This window comes from Burkholderia territorii (assembly GCF_001718335.1).
GTDB lineage: Bacteria > Pseudomonadota > Gammaproteobacteria > Burkholderiales > Burkholderiaceae > Burkholderia > Burkholderia territorii.
This window is the reverse complement of record NZ_CP013366.1, coordinates 1,239,245-1,261,706: the sequence shown is the minus strand read 5'-3', so window position 1 is coordinate 1,261,706 and position 22,462 is coordinate 1,239,245. Positions and strand designations below refer to the sequence as shown.

Genomic DNA, 22,462 nt, shown 5'->3' with positions numbered 1-22,462 from the left:
CGATGGCGGCCCATCGACCGGTTCCGGCGTCAGTCGGTCACCTTGCCTCTTCCGGACTTCACCATGCTGCGGCGCGACTTGTGTTCGAGCCGCCGCTCCTTCGATGCGCGTGTCGGCCGTGTCGCGACCCGCGCCCGCGGCGTGAACGCGACGCTGCCGATCAACGCATCGAGCCGCGCGAGTGCCGCCTCGCGGTTTTTCTCCTGGGTGCGGTATTCCTGCGACTTGATCACGACGATGCCGTCGCGCGTGATGCGCTGGTCGGACAGCGCGAGCAGCCGTTCCTTGATGACGGGCGGCAGCGACGACGCCCGAATGTCGAAACGCAGGTGAATCGCGCTCGACACCTTGTTGACGTTCTGGCCGCCGGCGCCCTGCGCGCGCACGGCGGTCCATTCGACTTCGGCCGGATCGAGCGTGTAGCGGATCATCATCGCGACGTCTCCTTGCGGCGCCGCGCGAGCGCCTCGTCGACGCGGGCGGCAAGGCCCGAATCGCGTTGCGTACGTGTCGCGACCGCCTGGGCCAGCACACGCCGCGGGCCGATTACCTGCACGCGCGTGCGTGCGCGCGTGACGGCGGTGTAGACGAGTTCACGCGTGAGCACCCGGCCGAACGACGCCGGCAGCACGAGCGCGGCCTCGTCGAATTCGGAGCCCTGCGACTTGTGGACGGTCAGCGCGAATGCCGTTTCGTGCGGCGGCAGCGCTGCGGGCGACACGGCGCGCGCGGTGCCGTCCGCGCGGCGGAACCATACGCGCAACACGCCGTGCGCGTCCGGCAGCGCGATGCCGATGTCGCCGTTGAACAGGCCGAGTGCATAGTCGTTGCGCGTCACCATGATCGGCCGACCGGTGAACCAGTGTGCGCCGACCGCGAGCGGCACGCGCGCGGCATGCCGCAAATGTGACGCCACCAGCGCATTGACGTGTTCGGCACCGCGTGATCCCGTGCGCGTCGCGCACAAGATCCGGAAGCGGTTGAGCGCATCGAACAAGGGCAACGGATCGGGCTCCGGCTCGGACAGCGCGGCGCGCAGCGCATCGAGGTACGCGCCGAACCGGCGCGCAAGCCGCTCGACCGTCGACGCCGCAAGCGTCTCGCCCGCATCGTCGTGAAACGATGCGGCAGCGGCATCGTCGGCCGGCAACGCATCGAGCGCGCCTTGCACGTCGCCACGGCGGATCGCGAGCGACAGGCGACCGATCGGCGAATCGAGGCCGAAACGGTAATTGCGCTCGAGCCACACGACGCAGTCGGCGAGCGGTGCGGGCGCGGGCGGCGCGGCGGCGATGTCGTCGGCTCGCGTGGCGTCGATCGGCGCGATCGCCGGAGCGGACGGATCGAGCGGCGCGAGCTCGATCGCATCGAGCCACGCGAGGTCGTCGGCCTCGATCCACGCAGGATCGGTGGCCGCGAACGCGTTATCGAGATTCGCCGGTTCAGGCGACGACGAAGCGGCCGGGGAAACCGCTTCTTCCTGCGGGCCGTCGTCGAACAGCGACGCCTGGCGTGCATCGACGTTGCGCCGCGCCGACGGCTTGCGCGCAGCACTCGCCGACAACGGCGCAGGCGCCGGGGCCGGCGCTCGAGCCGCGACGGCAACCGCCGCCTCGCCGTCCGGTACCGGCAAAGCGGCAACGAAAGCCGCTTCGTCGATCCCGAGCGCATCCGCGATGCGCTTGCGCGCGGCGGCGGTAAACGTCGGTCGCGCGCTGAGTTCGGCAAACACGGCGCCGGCTTCGACCGCGGCAAGCTGATCCTTGTCGCCGAGCAGCACGAGCCGCGCGCCCGGCGCGAGCGCGTCGAGCAGATGGGCGGCGAGCGCGACGTCGATCATCGACGCCTCGTCGACCACGATCAGGTCGTACGGCAACGGATTGTCGCGATGATGGCGGAAGCCCGCGCCACCGCCACCGCCACCGCCCAGCAGGCGATGCAGTGTGTACGACGTGTCGGGCAGGCGCGCGGCAAGTTCCGGCGGCAGGTCGCCCGCCCGCGCATGCAGCGCTTCCTGCATCCGTTGCGCGGCCTTGCCCGTCGGTGCGGCCAGCGCGATGCGCAACCCCGGATGCGCGTCGAGCAGACAAGCCAGCACGCCGACGACGGTCGTCGTCTTGCCGGTGCCGGGGCCGCCGCTGACGATCGTCACGCGTCCCGTCAGCGCCACGATCGCCGCGACGCGTTGCCAGTCCACCTCGCCCGTCGCCGGCCCGAAGTAACGCGCGAGACTGTCGCGCAACCGGTCGGGCGACAGCGCGTCGCCCGGCGCGGAGACGCCTGCCTGCGCGACGAGTGCATCGGCGAGCCGTCGCTCGTAGTCGAAATAGCGCGACAGATAAAGATGGTCGTGCCGATCGACGATCAGCGGCCGCTCGTCGCCGCGCGCGAGCGTGCCGAATGCCACCACGCCGCTCGCGGCAAGTGCCGCGCGCACGTCGTCGAGCGGTTCCTCGTAGCGCTGCGCGAGCGCGCCGAGCGACACGCACACGTGGCCGCCCGCGGTCGCCCGGCTCGTTGCGAATGCGGCACGCGCGGCCCAGCGCGCAGCCGCGGCGGGCGCACCCGCGCGGCGCGACAGGTCGCCGATGCGTCGCGCGAACCCTTCCGCCAGCGCGATGCCGAAATCAGCCGGCTCGGGCAAGCGCGCGACGAGGCCGCCGGTGAATTCGAGCGTATCGTCGGACACGTTCATGCGCGGCCCCCTTCCATCATCCGGTCGAGCGCGTCGACGAGTTCGCGCGCGGGCCGCCGCGCGTGCACGCCGGCCGGCTCGCCGGCGCTGCGCCAGTGCGGCCGCACGCCGCGCACGAACAGGTACAGGTAGCCCGCGACATGCGTGTCGTAGTCGTAGTCGGGCAGCCGGCCGCGCAAATAGCGATGCAGCGCGACCGTATAGAGCAGCGCCTGCAGGTGATATGCGTGATCGGCCATCGCGACGTCGAGCGCGCGCGGGCCGTAGGCGTCCGGCGTATTGCCGAGATGGTTCGACTTCCAGTCCACGATCCAGAAGCGGCCGTCGTGTTCGACGATCATGTCGATGAAACCCTTGATGAAACCGGCGAGCGTGCCCGCGTCCAGCGCAACGTCCGGATAGCCGTGCGCGACCAGCAGCCGGCGCAGCGCGCCGAGCTCGAGCGCAGGCGCCGGAAACAGGAAACCCATTTCGTCGAGCCGCCGGGCGGGATCGAGATCCGCAAGCCGCATGCCCGGCACGAGCTCCGTGCGCACGACATCGTCGACGAGCCGCGCCATCATCGCGGGCAGGCGCTTTGCGAGTTCCGGCTCTGCCTCGACCGGCCGGTCATGCAGCGCGCCGAGTGCCGCCTGATGCCACGAATCGGGCGCGTCGAATCGGCTGAGCTCGAACAGGCGGTGCAGACACTCGCCCGCTGCCGCACCGCGCGGGAACATGAGGATGTCGTCGTCCGGCGGCTCGACCGCGACGGCGTCGCCCACGCCAGGCGCACCGTCCGGCAGCACGGCCGCAAGCGCGTCGTGATCGGGCCGCAGCTCGTCGTCCGGCACGGCCGCGACGCCCGCCTCCTCGCGCGCCATCGATGCGGTCAGCGAACTGAAGCTCGCTATCCGCCACGCGTCGCGCAGCACGCGCGTCGCATGGCGAGCGGCGAGGGTCTGCGATGCATCGTGGCCAGCCACCAGCCGCTCGCGGCGCACCGGCATCGGCAACGGTGCGACGCTCACGGGCCCGCCCGCTAGCGCCTGCCACGCAGCATCGAGCACCGCTTCGTCGGGCGGCTCGTCGAGCCACGCGTCGAACGACTGGCCGGCCCCGGCCACGAGCCAGTTCAGCACGCTGCGCCGCGCCTCGCGGGTCGAGCGCGACGACAGATATGGCCCTGCGACGAGATAGCACCGATAGACCGCGCGCGTGAGCGCCACGTAGACGAGCCGCGCGCGTTCCGCCGCCTGCTCGCGCAACGCCTGGCGCGCGGCATGTTCGGCAGCTTCGTCGTCGCACCCGTAATGGAGGACGGCGTCGCCTGCATCGTCGTGATATTCGCGCGCGTCGGGCAGCGCCGAAGCGGGCGCTTCGCGCAGCGCGCCGTCGTTCAGGAACGGACAGAACACGACCGCGTATTCGAGGCCCTTCGACTTGTGCACGGTCACGATCTGCACGAGGTTCCGATCGGATTCGAGACGCAGTTGCGCTTCCTCGCCGCCGCCGTCGAGCCGTTGCGCGGCGAGCCAGCGCAGCGTCGGCGCGATGCCCGGCTGCGCGGACGCACGCGCCTGCGTCAGTTCGGCCAGATGGTTGATGTCGGTCACGCGCCGTTCGCCGTCCGCACCGGCCATCAGCCGCTCGGCAATCCGCAGCTCGCGCGTGAACGTACGCCACATCACCGCGAAGCCGCGCTCGCGCCACAACAGCCGATAGCGCGAGAAGCGCTCGACCCAGCTCATCGCGTCCGCAGTGTCGGCGGCTGCGCGCGACGCATCGCCGTCGCCCTGCTCCATCCGCCACAGCGCCTGCGCATCGAGGCCGAACCAGTCGGCGGCGAGCGCCGCACGCAAGCGTCGCAGATCGCCCGGCGCATCGATCGCCGTGAGCACGCGCTCGAGCTGCTCGGCATCGCCGGTCGAAAATACGGAGGCCTGCGCAAGCTCGACACTGCCGATGCCCCACGTGGCCAGCACGCGTTTCACGAGGCTCCCTTGCCGGTGCGTCTGCACCAGCACCGCGATATCGCCCGGCGACAGCGGCGTATCGCCGAGCCGCACATGGCCTTCGCGCGCACCGCGCATCAGCCGCGCGATCTCGGCCGCACACGCCTGCGCGGCCTGGGCTTGCGCATCGCGCTTGAGCAGCGTGCCGTCGCCGGCCGGTAGCGCCCAGATCCGAAAATCGCCGGCCGGCCCCTGATCGGATTCATCGACGAACGGTGCACGCACGCGCGTGCCGGCCCGTACCGCGTAATAGTCGAGCCCGTCGAGCACGAATGCGCGCGGGTTCGACATGAAGAAGCGGTTGCACGCATCGACGATCGCCGGTGTCGAGCGCTGGTTCACCGCGAGCGTGTAGCACGCGCTCGCGCTTGCCCGTGCGGCGAGATACGTATGCAGGTCCGCCGCGCGGAAACTGTAAATCGCCTGTTTCGGATCGCCGACGAGAAAGAGCGGCCCGCCCGGCGCGAAGATCCGGTCGAAGATCGCGAACTGCAGCGGGTCCGTGTCCTGGAATTCGTCGATCAGCGCAGCCGGATAGCGTGCGCGCAGCGTCTGGGCAAGCCACGGATGCGCATGCAGCGCGTGATGGAGATTGGCGAGCAGATCGTCGAACGACACGACGCGCCGCGTACGCTTGCGTTCGGCCAGCTCGCCCGGGGCGGTGTCGAGCCAGTCGGCAACCAGCGCGAGCCAGCGTGCGCGCTGCGTGGCCTCGACGGCGGCCACCGCCCCTTCGAGCGCGTCGGCCACGTCGAAGAACGGGTGTTCCGGCGTCGCGCCGCCCTTTTTCGTCGCCTTCGCGAGCGCGGTGCGCGTGAGCTTGAGCGCCGCCTTCGGTAGTGCGGCCGCGGCGTTGCCTTGCGCGAAATGCGCGGACCACGCTTCGAGCGCGTCGGCGAGCGCGTCCGGCTTGTGCGAGCGCTGATTGAGCACGGGCTGCGCAGTGCGCAGCAACGCGTCGATCGCATCCCGCTCGTCGGCCCACATCCGCGCGGCCTCCGCGAAGCATTCGGCGGCAGCGGCCTCCGCCGCTGCGTCCGGTTCGCCGACGCCGTCCCAGCGCAGCGCGGCGAGCGGCTTCTTCAGCCGCCGTGCGAGCTGCGCGTCGAGCGCGGCCGGGCCCGCGCCCGCATCGACGAGCCACGTCGCGAAACCCGGCCAGCGCGCGGCCATCGGCTCCACGCGCGTGCGCCAGAAGTCGGCCGCGAGCTCGAAGCGCAGTGCCGCATCGTCGGCCTGCATGTCGAATGCGAACGGCATCGCGGCCGCGAACGGCGCTTCCTGCAGCGCACGCTGGCAGAACGCGTGGATCGTGTGGATCGCCGCCTGGTCGAATGCGCGCAGCGCACGCCGGATTCGCTTCGCGGCGGTATCGGGGTCGAGCGCGCCGCCTTCGCCGAGCGTGGTCTCGAGCAGGCGCGCAACGAACGGATCGCCGCCGTCGTCACCGGTATCGAGTGCATGTGCGAGTTGCGCGAGCCGGCCGCGGATCCGCTCGTGCAGCTCCGCCGTCGCGGCCTTCGTGAAGGTCACGACGAGGATTTCGTCCGCGCCGAGATCCTTCTCCAGCAGCAGGCGCACGTAAAGCGCGCAAATATTCCACGTCTTGCCGGTACCGGCCGACGCCTCGATCTGGTTGACGCCGTCAAGCGGGCATGCGAACACGTCGAGTTCGAGCGCCGCCTGCGGCTGGGATTCGGCGCTCATGCGACCTCCTTCAGGTGTTCCAGCATCGGCTCGAACACCAGCCGCGCGAGTGTGCCGAACGGCTCGTCGAGCGACGGATGCGCGCCGCGCCACGCGATCGCGATCGCCGGATCGTCGGCTTCGCTCACCACGCGCTCGTTGATCCAGACGCTCGCGGCCTTCGCCTCGCCGTCGGAAACGCGCGCCCACGCACTGCGCGGGAAGAACCGCAGCGGCATGCGCCGCCCCGCGCGGAACAGCGCGGCGAGCGGCGCGAGCCGATCGAGCGGTGCCGCGACCGGCGTGAGTTCGAATGCGCCGCCGCTGCCGAACCAGAGCGTGCGGCGCGGGCCGTCGGGCGCCACCGCGCAGTAGACGAGGTGTGCGAGCCACGCGGACAGGTAATCGCGCGCGCTCGGCCGTGCATAGCGATAGATGATCTGGCCCGCCGGCGTCAACCGGTTCAGCGTGCCGTGCAGCTCGAGCGGCGCATCCACCGCATCGCGCGACAGCATCGCATCGTCGGCACCGAACAGCGTCTGCTCGGTGTCGGGCCATGCCGGTGCGATCGCGAGCGTAAACGCCCGCCGTTCCATGCCGTCGGCCAGCGCACGGCGCACGTTCGACGCAAGCTGCGCCATCGAGCCGAGCGCCTGGTCGCGCCAGACGGCACCCGTCGCGCCGCCTGGCAGTTCCGGGCTGGCATCCGCGATGCGCAGCGCGTGATCGTGCACGCCGCCTTCATCCGATTCGATCAGAAGCGGCAGCACGCGCTCGGCGAGCGCGTCGCTGCCCGCGAAGTCGAGCGCGAACGGCTCCGTGTCGAGCAGTTCGGCCTGCGCGTCGGCAAGCACGATGCCGAGCCGTGCGCGCAGCAACGCGCGAGCCGGATGCCGCCAGAACCGTTCGAATTCGCTGAACGCGACGGGTTCGACCGGCTCGGCCGGCAACGGCTGCGCGAAGAACGGCTGCTCGCGCGTCGCATCGCGCGCGCCGTCGGCTGCCAGCAGCGATGCGAGCGTCGCGCGCTCGGCGTCGTACGACACCAGATCGCTGCCGGGCCGGAAATACTCGGCCGCGAACGGTTGCAGCGGGTGTTCGACGATGAACGCGCGCCGTGCGGCATCGACCGCATCCGGCGCGGCGTCCTCGCCGGCCGTGACGAGCGCGAGATGGTCGAGCAGTTCGTCGACGAGGGCCGCCGGCGGCAATGGCGCGTTGTCGCGAATGCTGCGCCCCGTATAGGCGATCAGCAGCCGGTCGCGCGCGGCGAGCAGCAGGTCGAGGAACAGGTTGCGTTCGTCGTCGCGGCGCTGGCGGTCGCCGAGCTTCGGCAGCACGGCCATCAGGTCGAACTCGTCCGCGCGAGCCAGGCTCGGCAGCACGCCGTCGTCCATGCCGAGCAGACACACGACGCGGTATGGCAGCCCGCGCAGGCTCGTCAGCGACGAGAACGTGACGCCGCCCCACGGCACGCCGCCGCGCGCCGGATCGTCGAGCGCGGCTGCCAGGCCAGCGCGTACGACGGCCGCGGGCAAGGCCTCGTCGGGGGCGCCCTCCGTCATCGCGGCGAGCATCGCGTCGAGCGCGTCGCGCACGCCCGCGAGCGCATCGGCATACGCGGCACCGGAGTCGAAGAATCGCGCGAGCGTATCGGCGAACAGTTCGCTCCATGCGCGCGGCGTGTGCGCGTCGGCGAGCCGTCGCGAGAAGCCGTCGAGATCGTCCGTGAAGCGCGCGAGCCGGCCGAGCAGTTCAGCCTCGCTGCCGGTCGCCGCCTCGATCGGCAACCATGCGCCGACCGGCGCGGCGCCTTCGGGCATCGCATAGCCGAGGAAGAGTCGCGCGAGCGCATCGGAAAACGTATGGCGCGGCGCGGGCACCGCCGCATCGTCGCTCACCGTCGGCGACAGCCCGCGCCGCGCGCCGGCGGCCGCGAGCCAGGTCTGAACCGTCTCGAGCGCGGTTGCGTCGATGCCGTAACGGGCCGCCACCGCGTCGACGCGCAGCCATTCGACCAGCTCGGGCGCGCCGACCTGCCGTTCCGGCAACGCGAGCCATTCGAGCAGCACGCGCGCGACCGGGTTCGCCTGCGACGGCGGCAGGCCGGTGATCCGATAAGGCACGCGCGCGCCGCCGGCGCCCGCCGTGCCAAACACGGCATCGATCAGTGGCCCGGCCGCCGCGAGATCGGCGACCGCCACGAGCACATCGGACGGCTGCAGCGTCGCGTCCGCATCGAACCACGCGAGCAGACGATCGTGCAGCACCTCGAGCTGGCGCGCGAGGCTATGGCACACGTGCACCTCGATCCCGCGCTCGGCCGGCGCTTCGCCGAGCTCGGCCTCCGGTTGCAGTTCGAGGATCGCGTTCTGCACACGCGCGAGCCAGGTCGGCGCGGGGTTCTCGACGAAACGCGACGCATCGCCCGACGCGGCGCTTTCAGTCAGTTCGTGCAGCATGTGCAACTGCGCCTGCGTCTGCCGCCCCCACTCCGCGAGCAGCGGATGGCCGACTTCCTGATAGTCGAGCCGGCCGGCCGCGTCGAGCGCCTCGGCGTGCGCGGCGGTGACGATGTCGAACCAGAATTCCCGGCACGGGTTGAGCGCATAGACGCGCACGTCGATCCAGCGCGACAGCTCGCGCAGCAGCGCGACGTGCAGCGGCGGCATCGTCGGCAGCGCGAACACGCTCACCGATTCCGGCCAGTCGGCACGCGCGACGGTTTCGAGATCGAGGTTGCGCGCCTCCACCAGGAAGCGATGCGCGGGCGGCGGGCCGCTGTCGCTCAGCTCCGCGAGCAGCGCGCGCCACAGCGCGGCCTGCCAGTGCTCGTCGTCACGTGCGGCATCGCTGATTCCGCGCGGCGCGGCGTCGCCCGCGAGCACCGACTCGCCGGCTTGCCACGCGGCGAGCCATTCGGGTCGATAGGTCAGGTAATGATCGAGCACGGACGCGACACGCTGCGCGAGCTCGTAGCGCATCGCGTCGTCGGACGCGGACAGATACGCGGCCAGCCGCGGCGACGCGAGCCACGGCGCGCCGCTGCCGCCTTGCGCGAACAGCCGGTAGCAGCGCCACACGAGGCGATCGGGCGCGAACGGCGAGCGCGCCGGCACCGTCAGCACGCGGCCGATCTGCGCCCACAGCCACTGCGCGAGATACGTGAACTCGACGTTCGCGCACACGCCGTGGCGCGCGGCGATGTCGAGTTCCAGACGGCGGCGCAGCGCAGCGCTCGGCACGATGACCTGTTGCGGCGCCCACGGGCCGTTGCGGGCCGGGAACGCGGCCAGGTCGTCGAGCAGCGCGTCGGCCAGCGTTTCGTGACGGTTCGAATAGAAGAGATGGAGCATGCGGCGGGTGTCGGAGCCTCGCGCCGGACAGGCCGGGCGAACAGGAGCACCAAGGATAGCAAAAGGGCCGTCGCGGCGGACCTCGTCCGAATGGCCAGGTTTTGCGGACCGCGAAATACGATAGACTCGTCGCCAGTCAATACGCCGCCCCGGGCGTCTTCGTCTGTCATTCAGCTCATCGATGCGCTATTCGGTCGAAATCAGAAAGTTTTTCTACAGCCAGTACTTTTTCGGCGGCCTGCGGATCGCGGTCGGCGTATCGCTGCCGGCCGTGCTGTGCCTGATCGTGTTTCACAACCGGGAGCTCGGCTTCACGATCTCGACCGGTGCGCTCGGCGCGTGCGTCGTCGACATGCCGGGCCCGCTGAAGTACAAGCACAACGAAATGCTTGCGTGCAGCGTGATCGGTTTCCTGGCCGCGCTCGCGACCGGCCTCGCCACGCCGAACATCTTCGCGCTGTGGCTCACGATCGTGCCGCTCACGTTCGTGCTGTCGCTGATCGTCGTCTACGGCAACCGCTGGCCGCAGATCAGCTTCGCGACGCTGTTCATGATGGTGATGACGCTCGAGGAGAAGTTCACGCCGCTGCAGGCATTCGTCAATGCCGGCTGGATTCTCGCGGGCGGCCTCTGGTACACGTACTGGGCGACGCTCGTGTCGCAATGGCAGGCGCGCCGGATCGAACAGCAGGCGCTCGCCGAAAGCCTGTTCGCGTGCGCCGACTACCTGCTCGCGCGTGCGCAGTTCTACGATCTCGATGCCGATCTCGACGAGTGCTATCGCAATCTCGTCGCGAAGCAGATCACCGCGGTCGAAACCCAGGAAACGGCACGGGACATCGTGCTGCGCAATTTGCCGAAGCTGCGCCGCGGCAAGCTCGACCCCGGCCGCACGACGATGTACAACCTGTTCATCAACAGCGTCGACCTGCACGAGCTGTTCGTCGGCGCGCACACCGACTACCCGCTCGTGCGCAACACCTTCGGCGGCTCCGACCTGATCATTTTCTATCGCGACCTGATTCGCAAGGCGGCCCGCGACCTCGAGGAAATCGGCCTGGCGGTGCTCGAGAATCGCGCGCCGCATTCGCGGATCAGCGTAAAGGCCGAGCTGCGCGCGATCGAGTACGAGATCGAACTGATGCGCAAGAAGAACTTCCCGGCCACCAACGCGGAAGCCTACGCCGCCGTGCTCGCGACGTTCCGGCGCATCTGGAGCGCGACGCGCCTGATCGACCGGATGCGCCGCAACCTGTCGGGCCATGCCGACCCGCAGCAGACCGAACTGAAGATCGACAAGGCGCTCACGCGCTTCCTGCAGCGGCGCCGGATGTCGCCGCTGCTGATCTTCTCGAACCTGAACATGCGCTCGCCGAGCTTTCGCCATGCGCTGCGCGTGACGATCGCGGTCGCGGTCGGCTTCTGGCTCGGCCGGCTGCTGCCGCTGACGAACGCCTACTGGATCGTGATGACGACCATCATCATCCTGAAGCCCGGCTACTCGCTCACCAAGCAGCGCAACGCGCAGCGTATCGTCGGCACGCTGATCGGCTGCGCGGCGAGCATTGCGCTGATCTACACCGTCAAGGAGCCGCACCTGCTGATCGCCATCATGTTCGGGTCGATGGTGATGAGCTACAGCCTGCTGCTGTTCAACTACGCGGCGAGCGTCGTGTTCACGTCGTCCTACGTGCTGCTGATGTTCCACCTGCTCGCGCCGGGCAGCATGCGCATCATCGGCGAGCGCGCGATCGACACGGTGGTCGGCTGCATGATCGCGATCGCAGCGAGCCGCCTGTTCCCGTACTGGGAATACCGGCTGATGGGCAAGCTCGTCACCGACATGCTGACTTCGACCCGCAAGTATTTCGAGGCCGTGTGGCGCGCCGGGCGCGGCGTGTCGCCACCGCCGGTGCCGACCGCCGACGGCGCGGCGGTGGTGCCGGTCGTGGCCGCGGCGATCGAGACGCCGGCCACCGCCCTCGACGACGACTACCGCTACCGCCTCGCGCGCAAGGACGTGCACATCGCGTTCGCCAACCTCGGACAGGCGTTCCAGCGGATGATGATCGAGCCGAAGGCGCACCAGCGCTTCGTGCCGGAGCTGAACGACCTGCTCGTGCAGACGCACGTGCTCGGCGCACAGATCACCGCCGCCGCGCCGCTGATCCGCAGCGCGTGCGCGGCCGACGCGAACCTCGTCCACGACGATGCGCTGCGCCGCGGCCTGTCGGCCGTGCTCGAGAATCTCGAGAAGGCGGAAGCCGGCGAGCCGCCGCCGGCCGACCATCTCGACGCGACGAAGCAGATCACCCGCGACCTCGACGCGATGGTCGTGTCCGCGGAAAAATCCGACGCGGTGGGCGCCGAGCTCACGCACGACCTGAAGGTGCTCGCGCACCAGTGCAAGCAGATGCTCGCGTCGTCGCTGCTGATTCGCAAGGACGCAAGCGTCATTCGCCTGCCTGCATGACGCGATGAAGTCGTTCCGCCACCGGCTGCCTGCGCAAGCGGGCCGGCCGGCAGCGCTCGCCGCCCCGCAACATCCTCCCCAAGCATGATCCGCACGCCCGATACGCCACCCGCGCCTGCCACGCGGTGGCCCCACCTCCGATTGCGCCGGTTGCGCCACTCAGGGAATACCCGATTCCGGTCACATGGCCCGGCTTGTTATCATTCCGTCACATTCAAGTTGTATAGACAACTTGAGCCAACCGGGCCGGCTCCGCTCGCCCGGTCCGTCGCATAACGATATCGGAGACTCGATGAAGAACTTGCAGCGCCATCTGAGCGCGCGGCACATCCGCTTTCTCGCGCTGGGCTCGGCGATCGGCACCGGGCTGTTCTACGGCTCGGCGTCCGCGATCCAGCTTGCGGGCCCGGCGGTGATCCTGGCCTATATCCTGGGCGGCGCGGCTGTCTACATGGTGATGCGCGCGCTCGGCGAGATGGCCGTGCGCGAGCCCGTCGCCGGCTCGTTCGGTCACTACGCGACCGAGAACCTCGGCCCGTTCGCCGGCTTCGTCACCGGCTGGACCTACACGCTCGAAATGGTGATCGTCGCCATCGCCGACATCACCGCGTTCGGCATCTACATGGGCTTCTGGTTTCCCGATGTCCCGCAATGGATCTGGGTGCTCGGCGTCGTCGCGGTCATCTGCGGGCTGAACCTGTGCCATGTGAAGGTGTTCGGCGAGCTCGAGTTCTGGCTGTCGATCATCAAGGTCGGGGCGATCGTCGCGATGGTCGGCGGCGGCGTCGCGATCCTGCTGACCGGCATGCACTTCGGCCATTCGGCCGACGTGCCGACGTTCGCCAACCTGTGGAACCATGGCGGCTTCTTCCCGAACGGGATCGGCGGGCTGGTCGCGTCGCTGTCGGTCGTGATCTTCGCATACGGCGGCATCGAGGTGATCGGGATGAGCGCCGGCGAGGCGAAGGATCCGGAGCGCGTGATTCCGCGCGCGATCAACGCGGTGCCCGCACGCATCCTGTTGTTCTACGTGCTGACGATGATCGTGCTGATGTCGATCAGCCCGTGGACCGGCGTCGGCAGCGACGGCAGCCCGTTCGTGCAGATCTTCTCGGCACTCGGTGTGAAGTCGGCGGCGACGATTCTCAACCTCGTGGTAATCAGCGCGGCGATCTCGGCGATCAACAGCGACATCTTCGGCGCGGGCCGGATGATGTTCGGGATGGCGCGGCAGGGCCAGGCACCGCGCGTGCTGATGACGACATCGCGGCACGGCGTGCCGTGGGTCACGGTGCTCGTGATGGCCGGCGCGCTGCTGGTCGGCGTGCTGCTCAACTACCTGATGCCGAAGGACGTATTCCTGGTGGTCGCGGCGATCGCGACGTTCGCGACCGTGTGGGTGTGGCTGATGATCCTGCTGTCGCAGGTCGCGATGCGCCGTCGCCTGTCGCGCGCGGAAGTCGCGGCGCTGAAGTTCAAGGTGCCGCTGTGGCCCGTCGCACCCGCGCTGACGATCGCGTTCATGACTTTCGTGATCGTGATGCTCGGCTGGTTCGAGGACACGCGCGTCGCGCTCTACGTCGGCGCGGCATGGCTCGCGCTGCTCGCGGTCGTGTTCTACGCACGCATCCGCCCGAAGTTTGCGCCTGCGTCACGTTGACGCATAGCTGACCCATCCACGCGGCGCGCCGGCTTCGGCGCCCGCGTCCGTCCCGGCGCGACGCCCTGCGCTGCCCACCGCTTCCATTCTTCCTGCCGTTCCCGAGCATCGCTGGCGGCCCGATCGTGCGCGTGCGCGCGTGCGTCAGTGCGACGCGGCGCTCGCGGCCTCGGCCGGATGGGCTTCGTCGTACGCGCGCTTCTGCGAGATCGCGTTGTACAGGATCGTCCCGATCACGAGCAGCACAACGACGACGATCAGGATGCTCACGTTGCGGACAGGGTTCTTCTTGCGCTGATCGTTCATGGTCGGTGCCGCTCCGTCGAATTCGTTGAAGCCGGCATTCTACGCGCTTGCGTCCGCGCTGCGGCGCGCCGGGAGCACCCTCCTCTCGCCTTCGTCCTCGCGTCGCGCAACCTTTCATTTGATAATCATTCCCATTCCGATCTAGAATCCGAAATCTTTCGCTTTGTAATGTTTCGGGTTGCTCGGGCGGCAGGCACGCCCCGGAACGCTTCTTCGTCCGCCTGCCTCATCGGAGTCTCCATGTCGAATCCGCGCACCCGCCTGCTGCCGCTCGCCGGCGCCCTCGCCCTTGCCGCCGCCGCATTCGCGCCGCTGGCTCACGCGGCCGAGGAAGTGAGCCTGTACACCACCCGCGAACCGAAGCTGATCCAGCCGCTGATCGACGCGTTCACGAAACAGAGCGGCATCAAGGTCAACACGGTGTTCGTGAAGGACGGCCTGCTCGAGCGCGTGAAGGCGGAAGGCACGCAGTCGCCGGCCGATGTGCTGATGACGGTCGACATCGGCAACCTGCTCGACCTTGTCGACGGCGGGCTCGCGCAACCGGTGCGCTCGAAGATGCTCGACGATGCGATTCCCGCGAACCTGCGCGGCGCGCAGGGCGACTGGTACGCGCTGTCGCTGCGCGATCGCGTGCTGTACGTGGAGAAGGACCTGAAGGTCGACGCGTTCCGCTACGAGGATCTCGCCGATCCGAAATGGAAGGGCAAGGTCTGCATCCGCTCGGGGCAGCATCCGTACAACACGGCTCTCGTCGCGGCGATGATCGCGCACGACGGCGAAGCCGCGACCGAAAAGTGGCTGCGCGGCGTGAAAGCGAACCTCGCCCGCAAGGCGACGGGCGGCGACCGCGACGTCGCGCGCGACATTCTCGGCGGCATCTGCGACGTCGGTCTTGCCAATGCGTACTACGTCGGCCACATGAAGAACGCGGAGCCGGGCACCGATGCGCGCAAGTGGGGCGACGCGATCAAGGTCGTGCGGCCGACGTTCGCGAACGCGAAGAGCGGAGGCACGCACGTGAACATCAGCGGCGCGACGGTCGCGAAGCACGCGCCGCACAAGGCCAACGCGGTGAAGCTGCTCGAATACCTCGTGTCGCCCGAAGCGCAGGCGCTGTATGCGCAGGCGAACTACGAATATCCGGTGCGCGCGAACGTGAAGCTCGACCCGGTGATCGCGAGCTTCGGCCCGTTGAAGGTCGACTCGCTGCCGCTGACCGACATCGCGAAGCACCGCAAGGCGGCCAGCCAGCTCGTCGACAAGGTCGGCTTTGACAACTGATGCATCGATCGTCCGCGCGCGAGGCCGGCGGCGCCATGCGCGCGCGGGCGCGCTCTGGCTCGGCGCGGCCGTCGCGATCGCCGCGGTGGTCGCGGCGCCGCTCGCGGTGCTGGTCGCGGCGTCGTTCGGCGCGGATCTCGCGCACTGGAAGCATCTCGCCGAATTCGTGCTGCCGCAGGCACTCGTCAACACGCTGCTGTTGCTCGCGGGCGTCGGCACGATCGTCACGGTGCTCGGCACGGGCTGCGCGTGGCTCGTCACCGCGTACGATTTTCCCGGCCGCCGGATGCTGACCTGGGCGCTGCTGCTGCCGCTTGCGGTGCCCACCTATATCGTCGCGTTCGCATACCTCGACCTGCTTCATCCGATCGGCCCGGTGCAGGGCGCGATCCGCTGGCTGCTCGGCTTCGACAGCCCGCGCCAGTTCCGGCTGCCCGACCTGCGTTCGCTACCCGGTGCGATCTTCGTGCTCGGCTTCGTGCTGTATCCGTACGTGTACCTGAGCACGCGCGCGATGTTCGTCACGCAGTCCGCGAGCCTGCTCGAAGCCGCGCGCACCCTCGGCGCGGGGCGCGTCACGACGTTCTGGCGTGTCGTCGTGCCGCTCGCGCGGCCCGCGATCGCGGTCGGCGTGAGCCTTGCGCTGCTCGAAACGCTGAACGACATCGGCGCATCGGAATTCCTCGGTGTGCAGACGCTGACCGTGTCGGTCTACACGACCTGGATCACGCGCTCCGATCTCGCCGGCGCCGCGCAGATCGCGCTCGCGATGCTCGCGATCGTCGTCGGCATGATCGTGCTCGAACGCTACGGGCGCCGACGCCAGCGCTACGCGCACGGCCGGCGCATGCGTCCGATCGCACCGCGCAAGCTGACGGGAAAGGCCGCGTGGAGCGCCGCCATGCTCGGCTGGTTGCCGGTGCTGCTCGGCTTCGGCGCGCCGGCCGCGTACCTCGCGGTCGAGACCGGCAAGCGGCTGCATCTCGTCGGCGGCGTATCCGCTCAATTGATGACCGGGCTCGCGAACACGCTGACCATCGCCGCCGCCGCAACCGTCGCGACGCTCGCATGCGGGCTCGTCGTCGCGTGGGCGGCGCGCGCGCGGCGCGACAGCGCGCGTGCGGGCCCGGCTCGCGTGTGCGCGCGAATCGCGAGCCTCGGCTATGCAGTGCCGGGCACCGTGCTCGCGATCGGCCTGCTGGTCCCGTTCGCGGCGGCCGACCGGCTGCTCGGCGCGGCGTTCGGCCGCGACGGCCTGCTGCTGATGGGATCGGCGGCCGCACTTGTGATCGCGTACACCGTGCGTTTTCTCGCGATCTCGGCCGGCAGCATCGAAGCCGGTCTCGCGCGCATTCCGCCGTCGCTCGAGCATGCCGCGCGCTCGCTCGGCGAGACGGCCAGCGGCACGCTGCGCCGCGTGCACCTGCCGCTGCTGCGGCCCGCGCTCACGACGAGCGCACTGCTCGTCTTCGTCGATGCGATGAAGGAGCTGCCCGCAACGCTGCTGCTGCGCCCGCTGAATTTCGACACGCTCGCGACGTGGCTCTATGCAGAGGCCGCGCGCGGCACCTATGAGGAAGGCGCGGTCGCCGCGCTCGCGATCGTGCTGGCCGGGCTCGTGCCCGTGATCCTGCTCGCGCGCACCCGTCACAAGATCGGAACCTGACACCGTGAACCTTCTCGAACTCGACGACCTCTGCATCGCCTATGACACGCCGCACGGCCGCCGCACGGTGGTCGACGGGCTGAGCCTCGCACTGCCACGCGGCGACATCGGCTGCCTGCTCGGCGCATCGGGCTGCGGCAAGACCACCGTGCTGCGCGCGATCGCGGGCTTCGAGCCCGTGCGCATGGGACGCATCGTACTGGACGGCACGCCCGTCGCGGCGCCGTCGCTCGACGTGCCGCCCGAGCGGCGGCGCATCGGGATGATGTTCCAGGACTACGCGCTGTTCCCGCACCTGAGCGCGGCCGACAACGTCGCGTTCGGGCTGCGACGGTTGCCGAAGGCCGAGCGACGCGCGCGCGTCGCGGACATGCTCGAACTCGTCGGGCTCGCCGCTTCCGGCAGCGCATATCCGCACGAGCTGTCGGGCGGCCAGCAGCAGCGCGTCGCCCTCGCCCGCGCGCTCGCGCCGTCGCCGGAGCTGCTGCTGCTCGACGAGCCGTTCTCGAATCTCGACGTCGATACGCGCGAGCGTCTCGCGTTCGAGCTGCGCGACATCCTGAAGCGCACGGGTCACACCGCGATCCTCGTCACGCACAACCAGGCGGAAGCGTTCGCGATCGCCGACCGGATCGGCGTGATGAACGACGGCCGACTCGCGCAATGGGACACGCCCTACGCGCTGCACCACCATCCGGCCAGCCCGTTCGTCGCGGAGTTCGTGCGCCGCGACGCGCTGGCGGACGAACGCGCCCGCGCGCTGTCGCGCGGCCGCTGACCGGGCGACGACGGCGCGTATCACCGGCGCGCATGCGCGGCACCGCTGCGCGCCGACGCGATCCGTTGCCGTCCCTTGCGCTATGCCGGCTCGGACAGGTCGCGCACCGGCAGCGCGGTCGAATACTTGATCTGCTCCATCGCGAACGACGAGCTCACGTCGAACAGCGGCACCGCGCGGATCAGCTGCTTGTACACGCGATCGTAATCGTCGATGCCGGCCACCACGACCCGCAGCAGATAGTCGGTCTCGCCGCTCATCCGGTAGACCTCGACGACTTCCGGCATGTCGCGCACCGCCTGCGTGAAGCGCTGCGCCCATTCCTCCGTGTGCTGGTTCGTGCGGATCGCGACGAACACCGTCGTGCCGACACCGAGCTTGCGCGGATCGCACAGAGCGACCTGCGCGCGGATCGCGCCGGTTTCCTTGAGCCGCTGCACGCGCTTCCAGCACGGCGTCTGCGACAGGTTCACGCGCTGCGCGAGCTCCGCAATCGGCAATGTGGCATCTGCCTGCAACAGCTCCAGCAGCTTGCGATCGATGGCATCCATTTGCCAGGTCCCTCGTAGATAGAAATTTTTTCTATGCATCCTGCATGACGGGGAACAATATGGAAACCGCCGCGCGGCGTCGACCGGGATAAATACCAATCGGCCGGGAAGAAACCGCGCCACGCACGCGCCCGGCGCGGCGGTCCATCGATCATCGGCACATCAAACGAAACAGGCGATTCCACCGGTCGAGGTGGAATCGCCTGAAGTCGCGGCAGCCGCGCTGCCGGCTGGCCGCTCACGGCGAAGGGCGGCACCCGCGCGCCGCCTTGCCGTGAGATCGCTCAATACGCGACCGTCGCGATCTCGCGCACGAAGCCGTGTTGCTCGAGCGCATCGACGAACGCGACCGCGTAGTCTTCCGCCGAGATCCTGCTGTTGCCCTCCGCGTCCACGATCAGCTTGCCCGCGCCCGTGCGGAACGTGCCCGTACGCTCGCCCGGCGCGATCAGGGCCGCCGGCGCGAAGAACGTCCAGTCGAGATCGGTGACCGTCTTCAGATAATCGAGCGCATCGCGGTGCGCGAGCGCGACCGCCTTGTACGCGTCCGGGAAGCCTTCGGTGTCGACCAGCTGCTTGCCCGGCGCGACTTCGAGCGAACCGGCGCCGCCCACCACCACGAGCCGCTTCAAGCCCGCCTTCCGCGTGCTTTCGACCAGCGCCTTGGCCGCGGCGACGATCTTCGCGGGCTCGTCCTGCTTCTGGCTGTACGCGCTCGCGACGACGTCATGGCCCGGCAGCGCGGCCGCGATGCTGGCCGCGTCGAACAGGTCCGCCGCCTTCGCGGTGATGCCGTCGCCGGCCGCGCCCGGGTGGCGCGACAGCGCGGTCACGCGATGGCCGCGGCGCACGGCCTCCGCGGCGATGCGCGAGCCGATCATCCCGGTGGCGCCGAACAGGGCGATGTTCAAGGTACGTTGCGTCATGTCGATTTCTCCAGAAATAAAAAGTAACTACAGCAATTACATATAAGACCGAAAAAAACGGAGCAATGCTCCGTCGCGCCGTGCGAGACACCCGGCGTCCCGCGCTGCTTCATTCGTTGCCCGGGATCAGCCGCCCGTGCTGCCCGCCGGCCGGCTGCGTTGCTCCGATTCGAGCACGTCGGCCGTGACGTCAGCGAGCGTGCGCGTGGCAAGCGAGGCTTCCATCGCGCGCTGCGCGTCGCCGATATAGTCGATCAGCACGCCCTGGATGTGCCGCCCGACGAGACACGCGGGGTTCGGCGCCTCGCGATGCAGCGCGAACAGCTGCGCATCGTCGACCGCGCGATACACGTCGAGCAAGGTGATCTCGCCGGGCTCGCGCGCCAGCAGCGCACCGCCGCCCGCACCGAGCTGCGACGTGGTCAGCCCCGCGGCCGCCACCATCGACAGCAGACGGCGAATCAGCGCCGGATTCGTGTTCACGCTACCCGCGATGATGTCGGACGACAGCGGCACACCTTCCTGCATCGACAGCAAGGCAAGCACATGTACGGCAAACGCGAACCGGCTGCTGGTATTCATTCCCTACTCACTCGGTGACGCCGGCCCGGACGGCAGCCGGCGACAATGTGTAACCACTATAATTACATTTCGCGGATTCCGCAAGTGCCCGGTGCGCTTACTCGCCGCTGGCCGGCTTCGCACCCGGCGCGTTCTGCTGGCTCCACTGCTGGAGCTTCTTGCCGGCCTCCGCCATTTTCGCGCCCGCTTCCGAGGCCGCGTGTGCGACGACGGCGGACGCGGCCGCATCGATCTGCGCCTGCGCAGCAGATGCGAGACCGCTTGCGGACAGCGGCGGCACGGCCGAGGCCGCGCTCGCGAGGCCGGCCTTCGCGGCATTGATCTGCTGGTTGACGGTGCTCGCCACCTGGTCGAGCGCCTTGGCCGCGCTGTTCGCGGCATCGGCCGCCGCGCTCGCGGCCGTATCGGGTTGCGGGGCCGGCGTGCCGGACTTCTCGCAGCCTGCGAGCAACAGCACCGCACCGGCGGCCGCGGCCGCCAGCACCGAACCTCGCACGCGGCGTGCCGGCCAGGTCTTCATCTTCATCAGCGATCTCCGGCCGTGCGCTGCACGGCCTGAATGGTTGAACCAGCGTCGATGATACCGCCTGTCGAACCGGGCCAAGAACCACTCGTGATTAAAAATGCCTTTCAATTTCAGAATTATCTGATTCAATCGCCAGCTTGCCGCCGCTAAAGTGGGCACACTTCAATCCGCTCCGTCCGCTTCCCGTTCGTTCATGGCTTTCCTCATCGACTGGTTCATCGCGCTGGCCGCCACGCTCGCCGCCACACTGTTCCTTGGCCTTCGCTCACCGGCCGCATCGCGCCTGCGGGCGGCCGGGCGCTCGCGCCGCCGGGCGTGCGCTCGCTTGCTCGCCCAAGCGGTCATCGGCTTCTGGACGGCCGCGCTGATCGTCACGCAAGGCATCCTTGGCCCCGACGGCGACGGCCAGTCGCACGCGGGCTTCGCCGCGCTCGCGTTTGCCGCGCTCGGGCTCACCGCCGTTGCCATCTACTGGTGCGCGTGCGCGCTGCGGCTGCGCTGGCGCATGCTGTCCCCCTACCGCTGACGCGCCAGACCGGTGCATCGCGACGCACCACGTCGCGCATCGCACGCACCAGTTACGCACGCATCGCACCATGCGCGTGCAACCCGGACGGCTTCACGTCTTGTCCCGCCTGCCCCGCTACCGTGCACGCATCGCCGGCATCGCGCACCGCGCGGCCTTCCGCACCACTTGTACGCACCCGTTCACCAACTTGGCTCGATATTTGCATTCCTTGCCCGTTTTTTGCGCAAGGAAGCCACGGCATGGATGGTCTGAAATCCGGCGTCGACACACTGTTCCTGTTGATCGGCGCCGTCATGGTGCTCGCGATGCACGCGGGCTTTGCATTTCTCGAGCTCGGCACGGTTCGCAAGAAGAACCAGGTCAACGCACTCGTGAAGATCCTGGTCGACTTCTCGGTGTCGACGCTCGCGTACTTCTTCATCGGCTACACGATCGCGTACGGCGTCGAGTTCTTCGACGACATCGGCACGCTGTCGCAGCACAGCGGCTACGCACTCGTGCGCTTCTTCTTCCTGCTGACGTTCGCGGCGGCGATTCCCGCGATCGTGTCCGGCGGGATCGCCGAGCGCGCGAAATTCAATCCGCAGCTCGTCGCGACGCTGATCATCGTCGGCTTCATCTATCCGTTCTTCGAAGGGATCGCATGGAACGAGCGCTTCGGCGTGCAGGGCTGGCTCACGCAGGCATTCGGCGCGCCGTTCCACGATTTCGCGGGCTCGGTCGTCGTGCACGCGTTCGGCGGCTGGGTCGCGCTGCCGGCCGTGCTGCTGCTCGGCGCACGCCACGGCCGTTATGTGAAGGACGGCCGGATCGCCGCGCACCCGCCGTCGAACATCCCGTTCCTCGCACTCGGCGCGTGGGTGCTCGCGGTCGGCTGGTTCGGCTTCAACGTGATGAGTGCGCAGACGCTCGACAAGATCAGCGGCCTCGTCGCCGTGAACTCGCTGATGGCGATGGTCGGCGGCACGCTCGCCGCGTGGATGGCCGGCCGCAATGACCCGGGCTTCACGTACAACGGCCCGCTCGCGGGGCTCGTCGCGGTCTGCGCGGGCTCGGACGTGATGCACCCGATCGGTGCGCTCGTCACCGGGGCGGCCGCCGGCGCGTTGTTCGTCGCGATGTTCACCTGCGTGCAGAACAAGTGGCGCATCGACGACGTGCTCGGCGTGTGGCCACTGCACGGGATGTGCGGCGCGCTCGGCGGCATCGCGGCCGGCGTGTTCGGGCAACCGGCGATCGGCGGCCTCGGCGGCGTGTCGTTCGTGTCGCAGCTCATCGGCACGCTCGGCGGCATCGCGATCGCCACCGCCGGCGGCACGCTCGTGTACGGCGTGCTGAAGGCGACCGTCGGCCTGCGCCTCGAGCGCGAAGCCGAATTCGACGGTGCCGACCTGTCGATCCACCGCATCTCGGCGACGCCCGAACGCGACTGAGTGTGACCAAGCGCCAC

The 22,462-nt window shown here is 69.2% G+C and carries 16 protein-coding genes; 7 read left to right on the top strand and 9 right to left on the bottom strand.

Going from position 1 to position 22,462, the window contains the following annotated elements:
- Window positions 1–29: 29 nt before the first annotated feature.
- The 4 genes from arfB to recC are packed head-to-tail and all read right to left on the bottom strand — an operon-like array spanning window position 30 to window position 9,731.
- Complete coding sequence (gene arfB / locus WS51_RS16475; protein ID WP_059870307.1) at window positions 30–434, bottom strand: alternative ribosome rescue aminoacyl-tRNA hydrolase ArfB; 405 nt, start codon at window positions 432–434, stop codon at window positions 30–32.
- Window positions 431–2,695 carry an AAA family ATPase gene (locus WS51_RS16470; protein ID WP_069229458.1) on the bottom strand — a complete coding sequence of 755 codons (2,265 nt, stop codon included), beginning with the start codon at window positions 2,693–2,695 and terminating at the stop codon, window positions 431–433. Before WS51_RS16470 ends, arfB begins: the two co-directional genes overlap by 4 nt.
- A complete protein-coding gene (gene recB, locus WS51_RS16465) occupies window positions 2,692–6,396 on the bottom strand; it encodes an exodeoxyribonuclease V subunit beta (RefSeq protein ID WP_069229457.1) in 3,705 nt (1,234 codons plus the stop codon). The genes WS51_RS16470 and recB overlap by 4 nt, the downstream gene beginning before the upstream one ends.
- Complete coding sequence (gene recC, locus WS51_RS16460) at window positions 6,393–9,731, bottom strand: exodeoxyribonuclease V subunit gamma (protein ID WP_069229456.1); 3,339 nt, start codon at window positions 9,729–9,731, stop codon at window positions 6,393–6,395. Before recC ends, recB begins: the two co-directional genes overlap by 4 nt.
- Before the next feature lie 181 nt (window positions 9,732–9,912).
- On the opposite strand from recC, the gene WS51_RS16455 reads away from it, so the two are divergent.
- Both WS51_RS16455 and WS51_RS16450 read left to right on the top strand, forming a co-directional pair.
- Complete coding sequence (locus WS51_RS16455; protein ID WP_059769852.1) at window positions 9,913–12,204, top strand: FUSC family protein; 2,292 nt, start codon at window positions 9,913–9,915, stop codon at window positions 12,202–12,204.
- Between the two features lie 292 nt (window positions 12,205–12,496).
- The gene (locus WS51_RS16450; protein ID WP_069229455.1) at window positions 12,497–13,864 is read left to right on the top strand and encodes an amino acid permease; all 1,368 of its coding nucleotides are present in this window, start codon (window positions 12,497–12,499) and stop codon (window positions 13,862–13,864) included.
- A gap of 144 nt (window positions 13,865–14,008) precedes the next feature.
- Here the strand turns inward: WS51_RS16450 and WS51_RS32120 are convergent, their stop codons facing one another.
- A complete protein-coding gene (locus WS51_RS32120; RefSeq protein ID WP_147956104.1) occupies window positions 14,009–14,170 on the bottom strand; it encodes a hypothetical protein in 162 nt (53 codons plus the stop codon).
- A 240-nt stretch (window positions 14,171–14,410) separates the two neighbouring features.
- On the opposite strand from WS51_RS32120, the gene WS51_RS16445 reads away from it, so the two are divergent.
- Genes WS51_RS16445 through WS51_RS16435 form a run of 3 tightly spaced genes read left to right on the top strand, consistent with a single transcriptional unit; the run spans window position 14,411 to window position 17,898 of the window.
- Entirely contained in the window at window positions 14,411–15,454 is a 1,044-nt protein-coding gene (locus tag WS51_RS16445; RefSeq protein ID WP_059769854.1) for a Fe(3+) ABC transporter substrate-binding protein, read from the top strand.
- The gene (locus WS51_RS16440; RefSeq protein ID WP_069229454.1) at window positions 15,444–17,120 is read left to right on the top strand and encodes an ABC transporter permease; all 1,677 of its coding nucleotides are present in this window, start codon (window positions 15,444–15,446) and stop codon (window positions 17,118–17,120) included. The genes WS51_RS16445 and WS51_RS16440 overlap by 11 nt, the downstream gene beginning before the upstream one ends.
- A gap of 4 nt (window positions 17,121–17,124) precedes the next feature.
- Window positions 17,125–17,898: an ABC transporter ATP-binding protein gene (locus tag WS51_RS16435; protein ID WP_059449430.1), complete on the top strand. Its 774-nt coding sequence runs from the start codon at window positions 17,125–17,127 to the stop codon at window positions 17,896–17,898.
- A gap of 80 nt (window positions 17,899–17,978) precedes the next feature.
- Here WS51_RS16435 and WS51_RS16430 read toward each other — a convergent pair whose 3' ends face one another.
- The 4 genes from WS51_RS16430 to WS51_RS16415 form a co-directional block, all read right to left on the bottom strand.
- Complete coding sequence (locus WS51_RS16430; protein WP_006754321.1) at window positions 17,979–18,449, bottom strand: Lrp/AsnC family transcriptional regulator; 471 nt, start codon at window positions 18,447–18,449, stop codon at window positions 17,979–17,981.
- A 284-nt stretch (window positions 18,450–18,733) separates the two neighbouring features.
- Window positions 18,734–19,375, bottom strand: coding sequence for an NAD(P)-dependent oxidoreductase (locus tag WS51_RS16425; protein ID WP_059769858.1), 642 nt, complete (start codon window positions 19,373–19,375; stop codon window positions 18,734–18,736).
- A 126-nt stretch (window positions 19,376–19,501) separates the two neighbouring features.
- Window positions 19,502–19,957, bottom strand: a complete 456-nt coding sequence (locus tag WS51_RS16420) for an Rrf2 family transcriptional regulator (RefSeq protein ID WP_069229453.1) — start codon at window positions 19,955–19,957, stop codon at window positions 19,502–19,504.
- 97 nt (window positions 19,958–20,054) lie between these two features.
- Entirely contained in the window at window positions 20,055–20,483 is a 429-nt protein-coding gene (locus WS51_RS16415) for a hypothetical protein (protein ID WP_059449433.1), read from the bottom strand.
- 193 nt (window positions 20,484–20,676) lie between these two features.
- Between WS51_RS16415 and WS51_RS16410 the strand changes: the two genes are divergently transcribed.
- Together WS51_RS16410 and WS51_RS16405 are read left to right on the top strand one after the other, a co-directional pair.
- Window positions 20,677–21,009 carry a hypothetical protein gene (locus WS51_RS16410; protein WP_059870294.1) on the top strand — a complete coding sequence of 111 codons (333 nt, stop codon included), beginning with the start codon at window positions 20,677–20,679 and terminating at the stop codon, window positions 21,007–21,009.
- 242 nt (window positions 21,010–21,251) lie between these two features.
- Window positions 21,252–22,445 carry an ammonium transporter gene (locus WS51_RS16405; RefSeq protein ID WP_069229452.1) on the top strand — a complete coding sequence of 398 codons (1,194 nt, stop codon included), beginning with the start codon at window positions 21,252–21,254 and terminating at the stop codon, window positions 22,443–22,445.
- The last annotated feature ends 17 nt before the right edge of the window (window positions 22,446–22,462 follow it).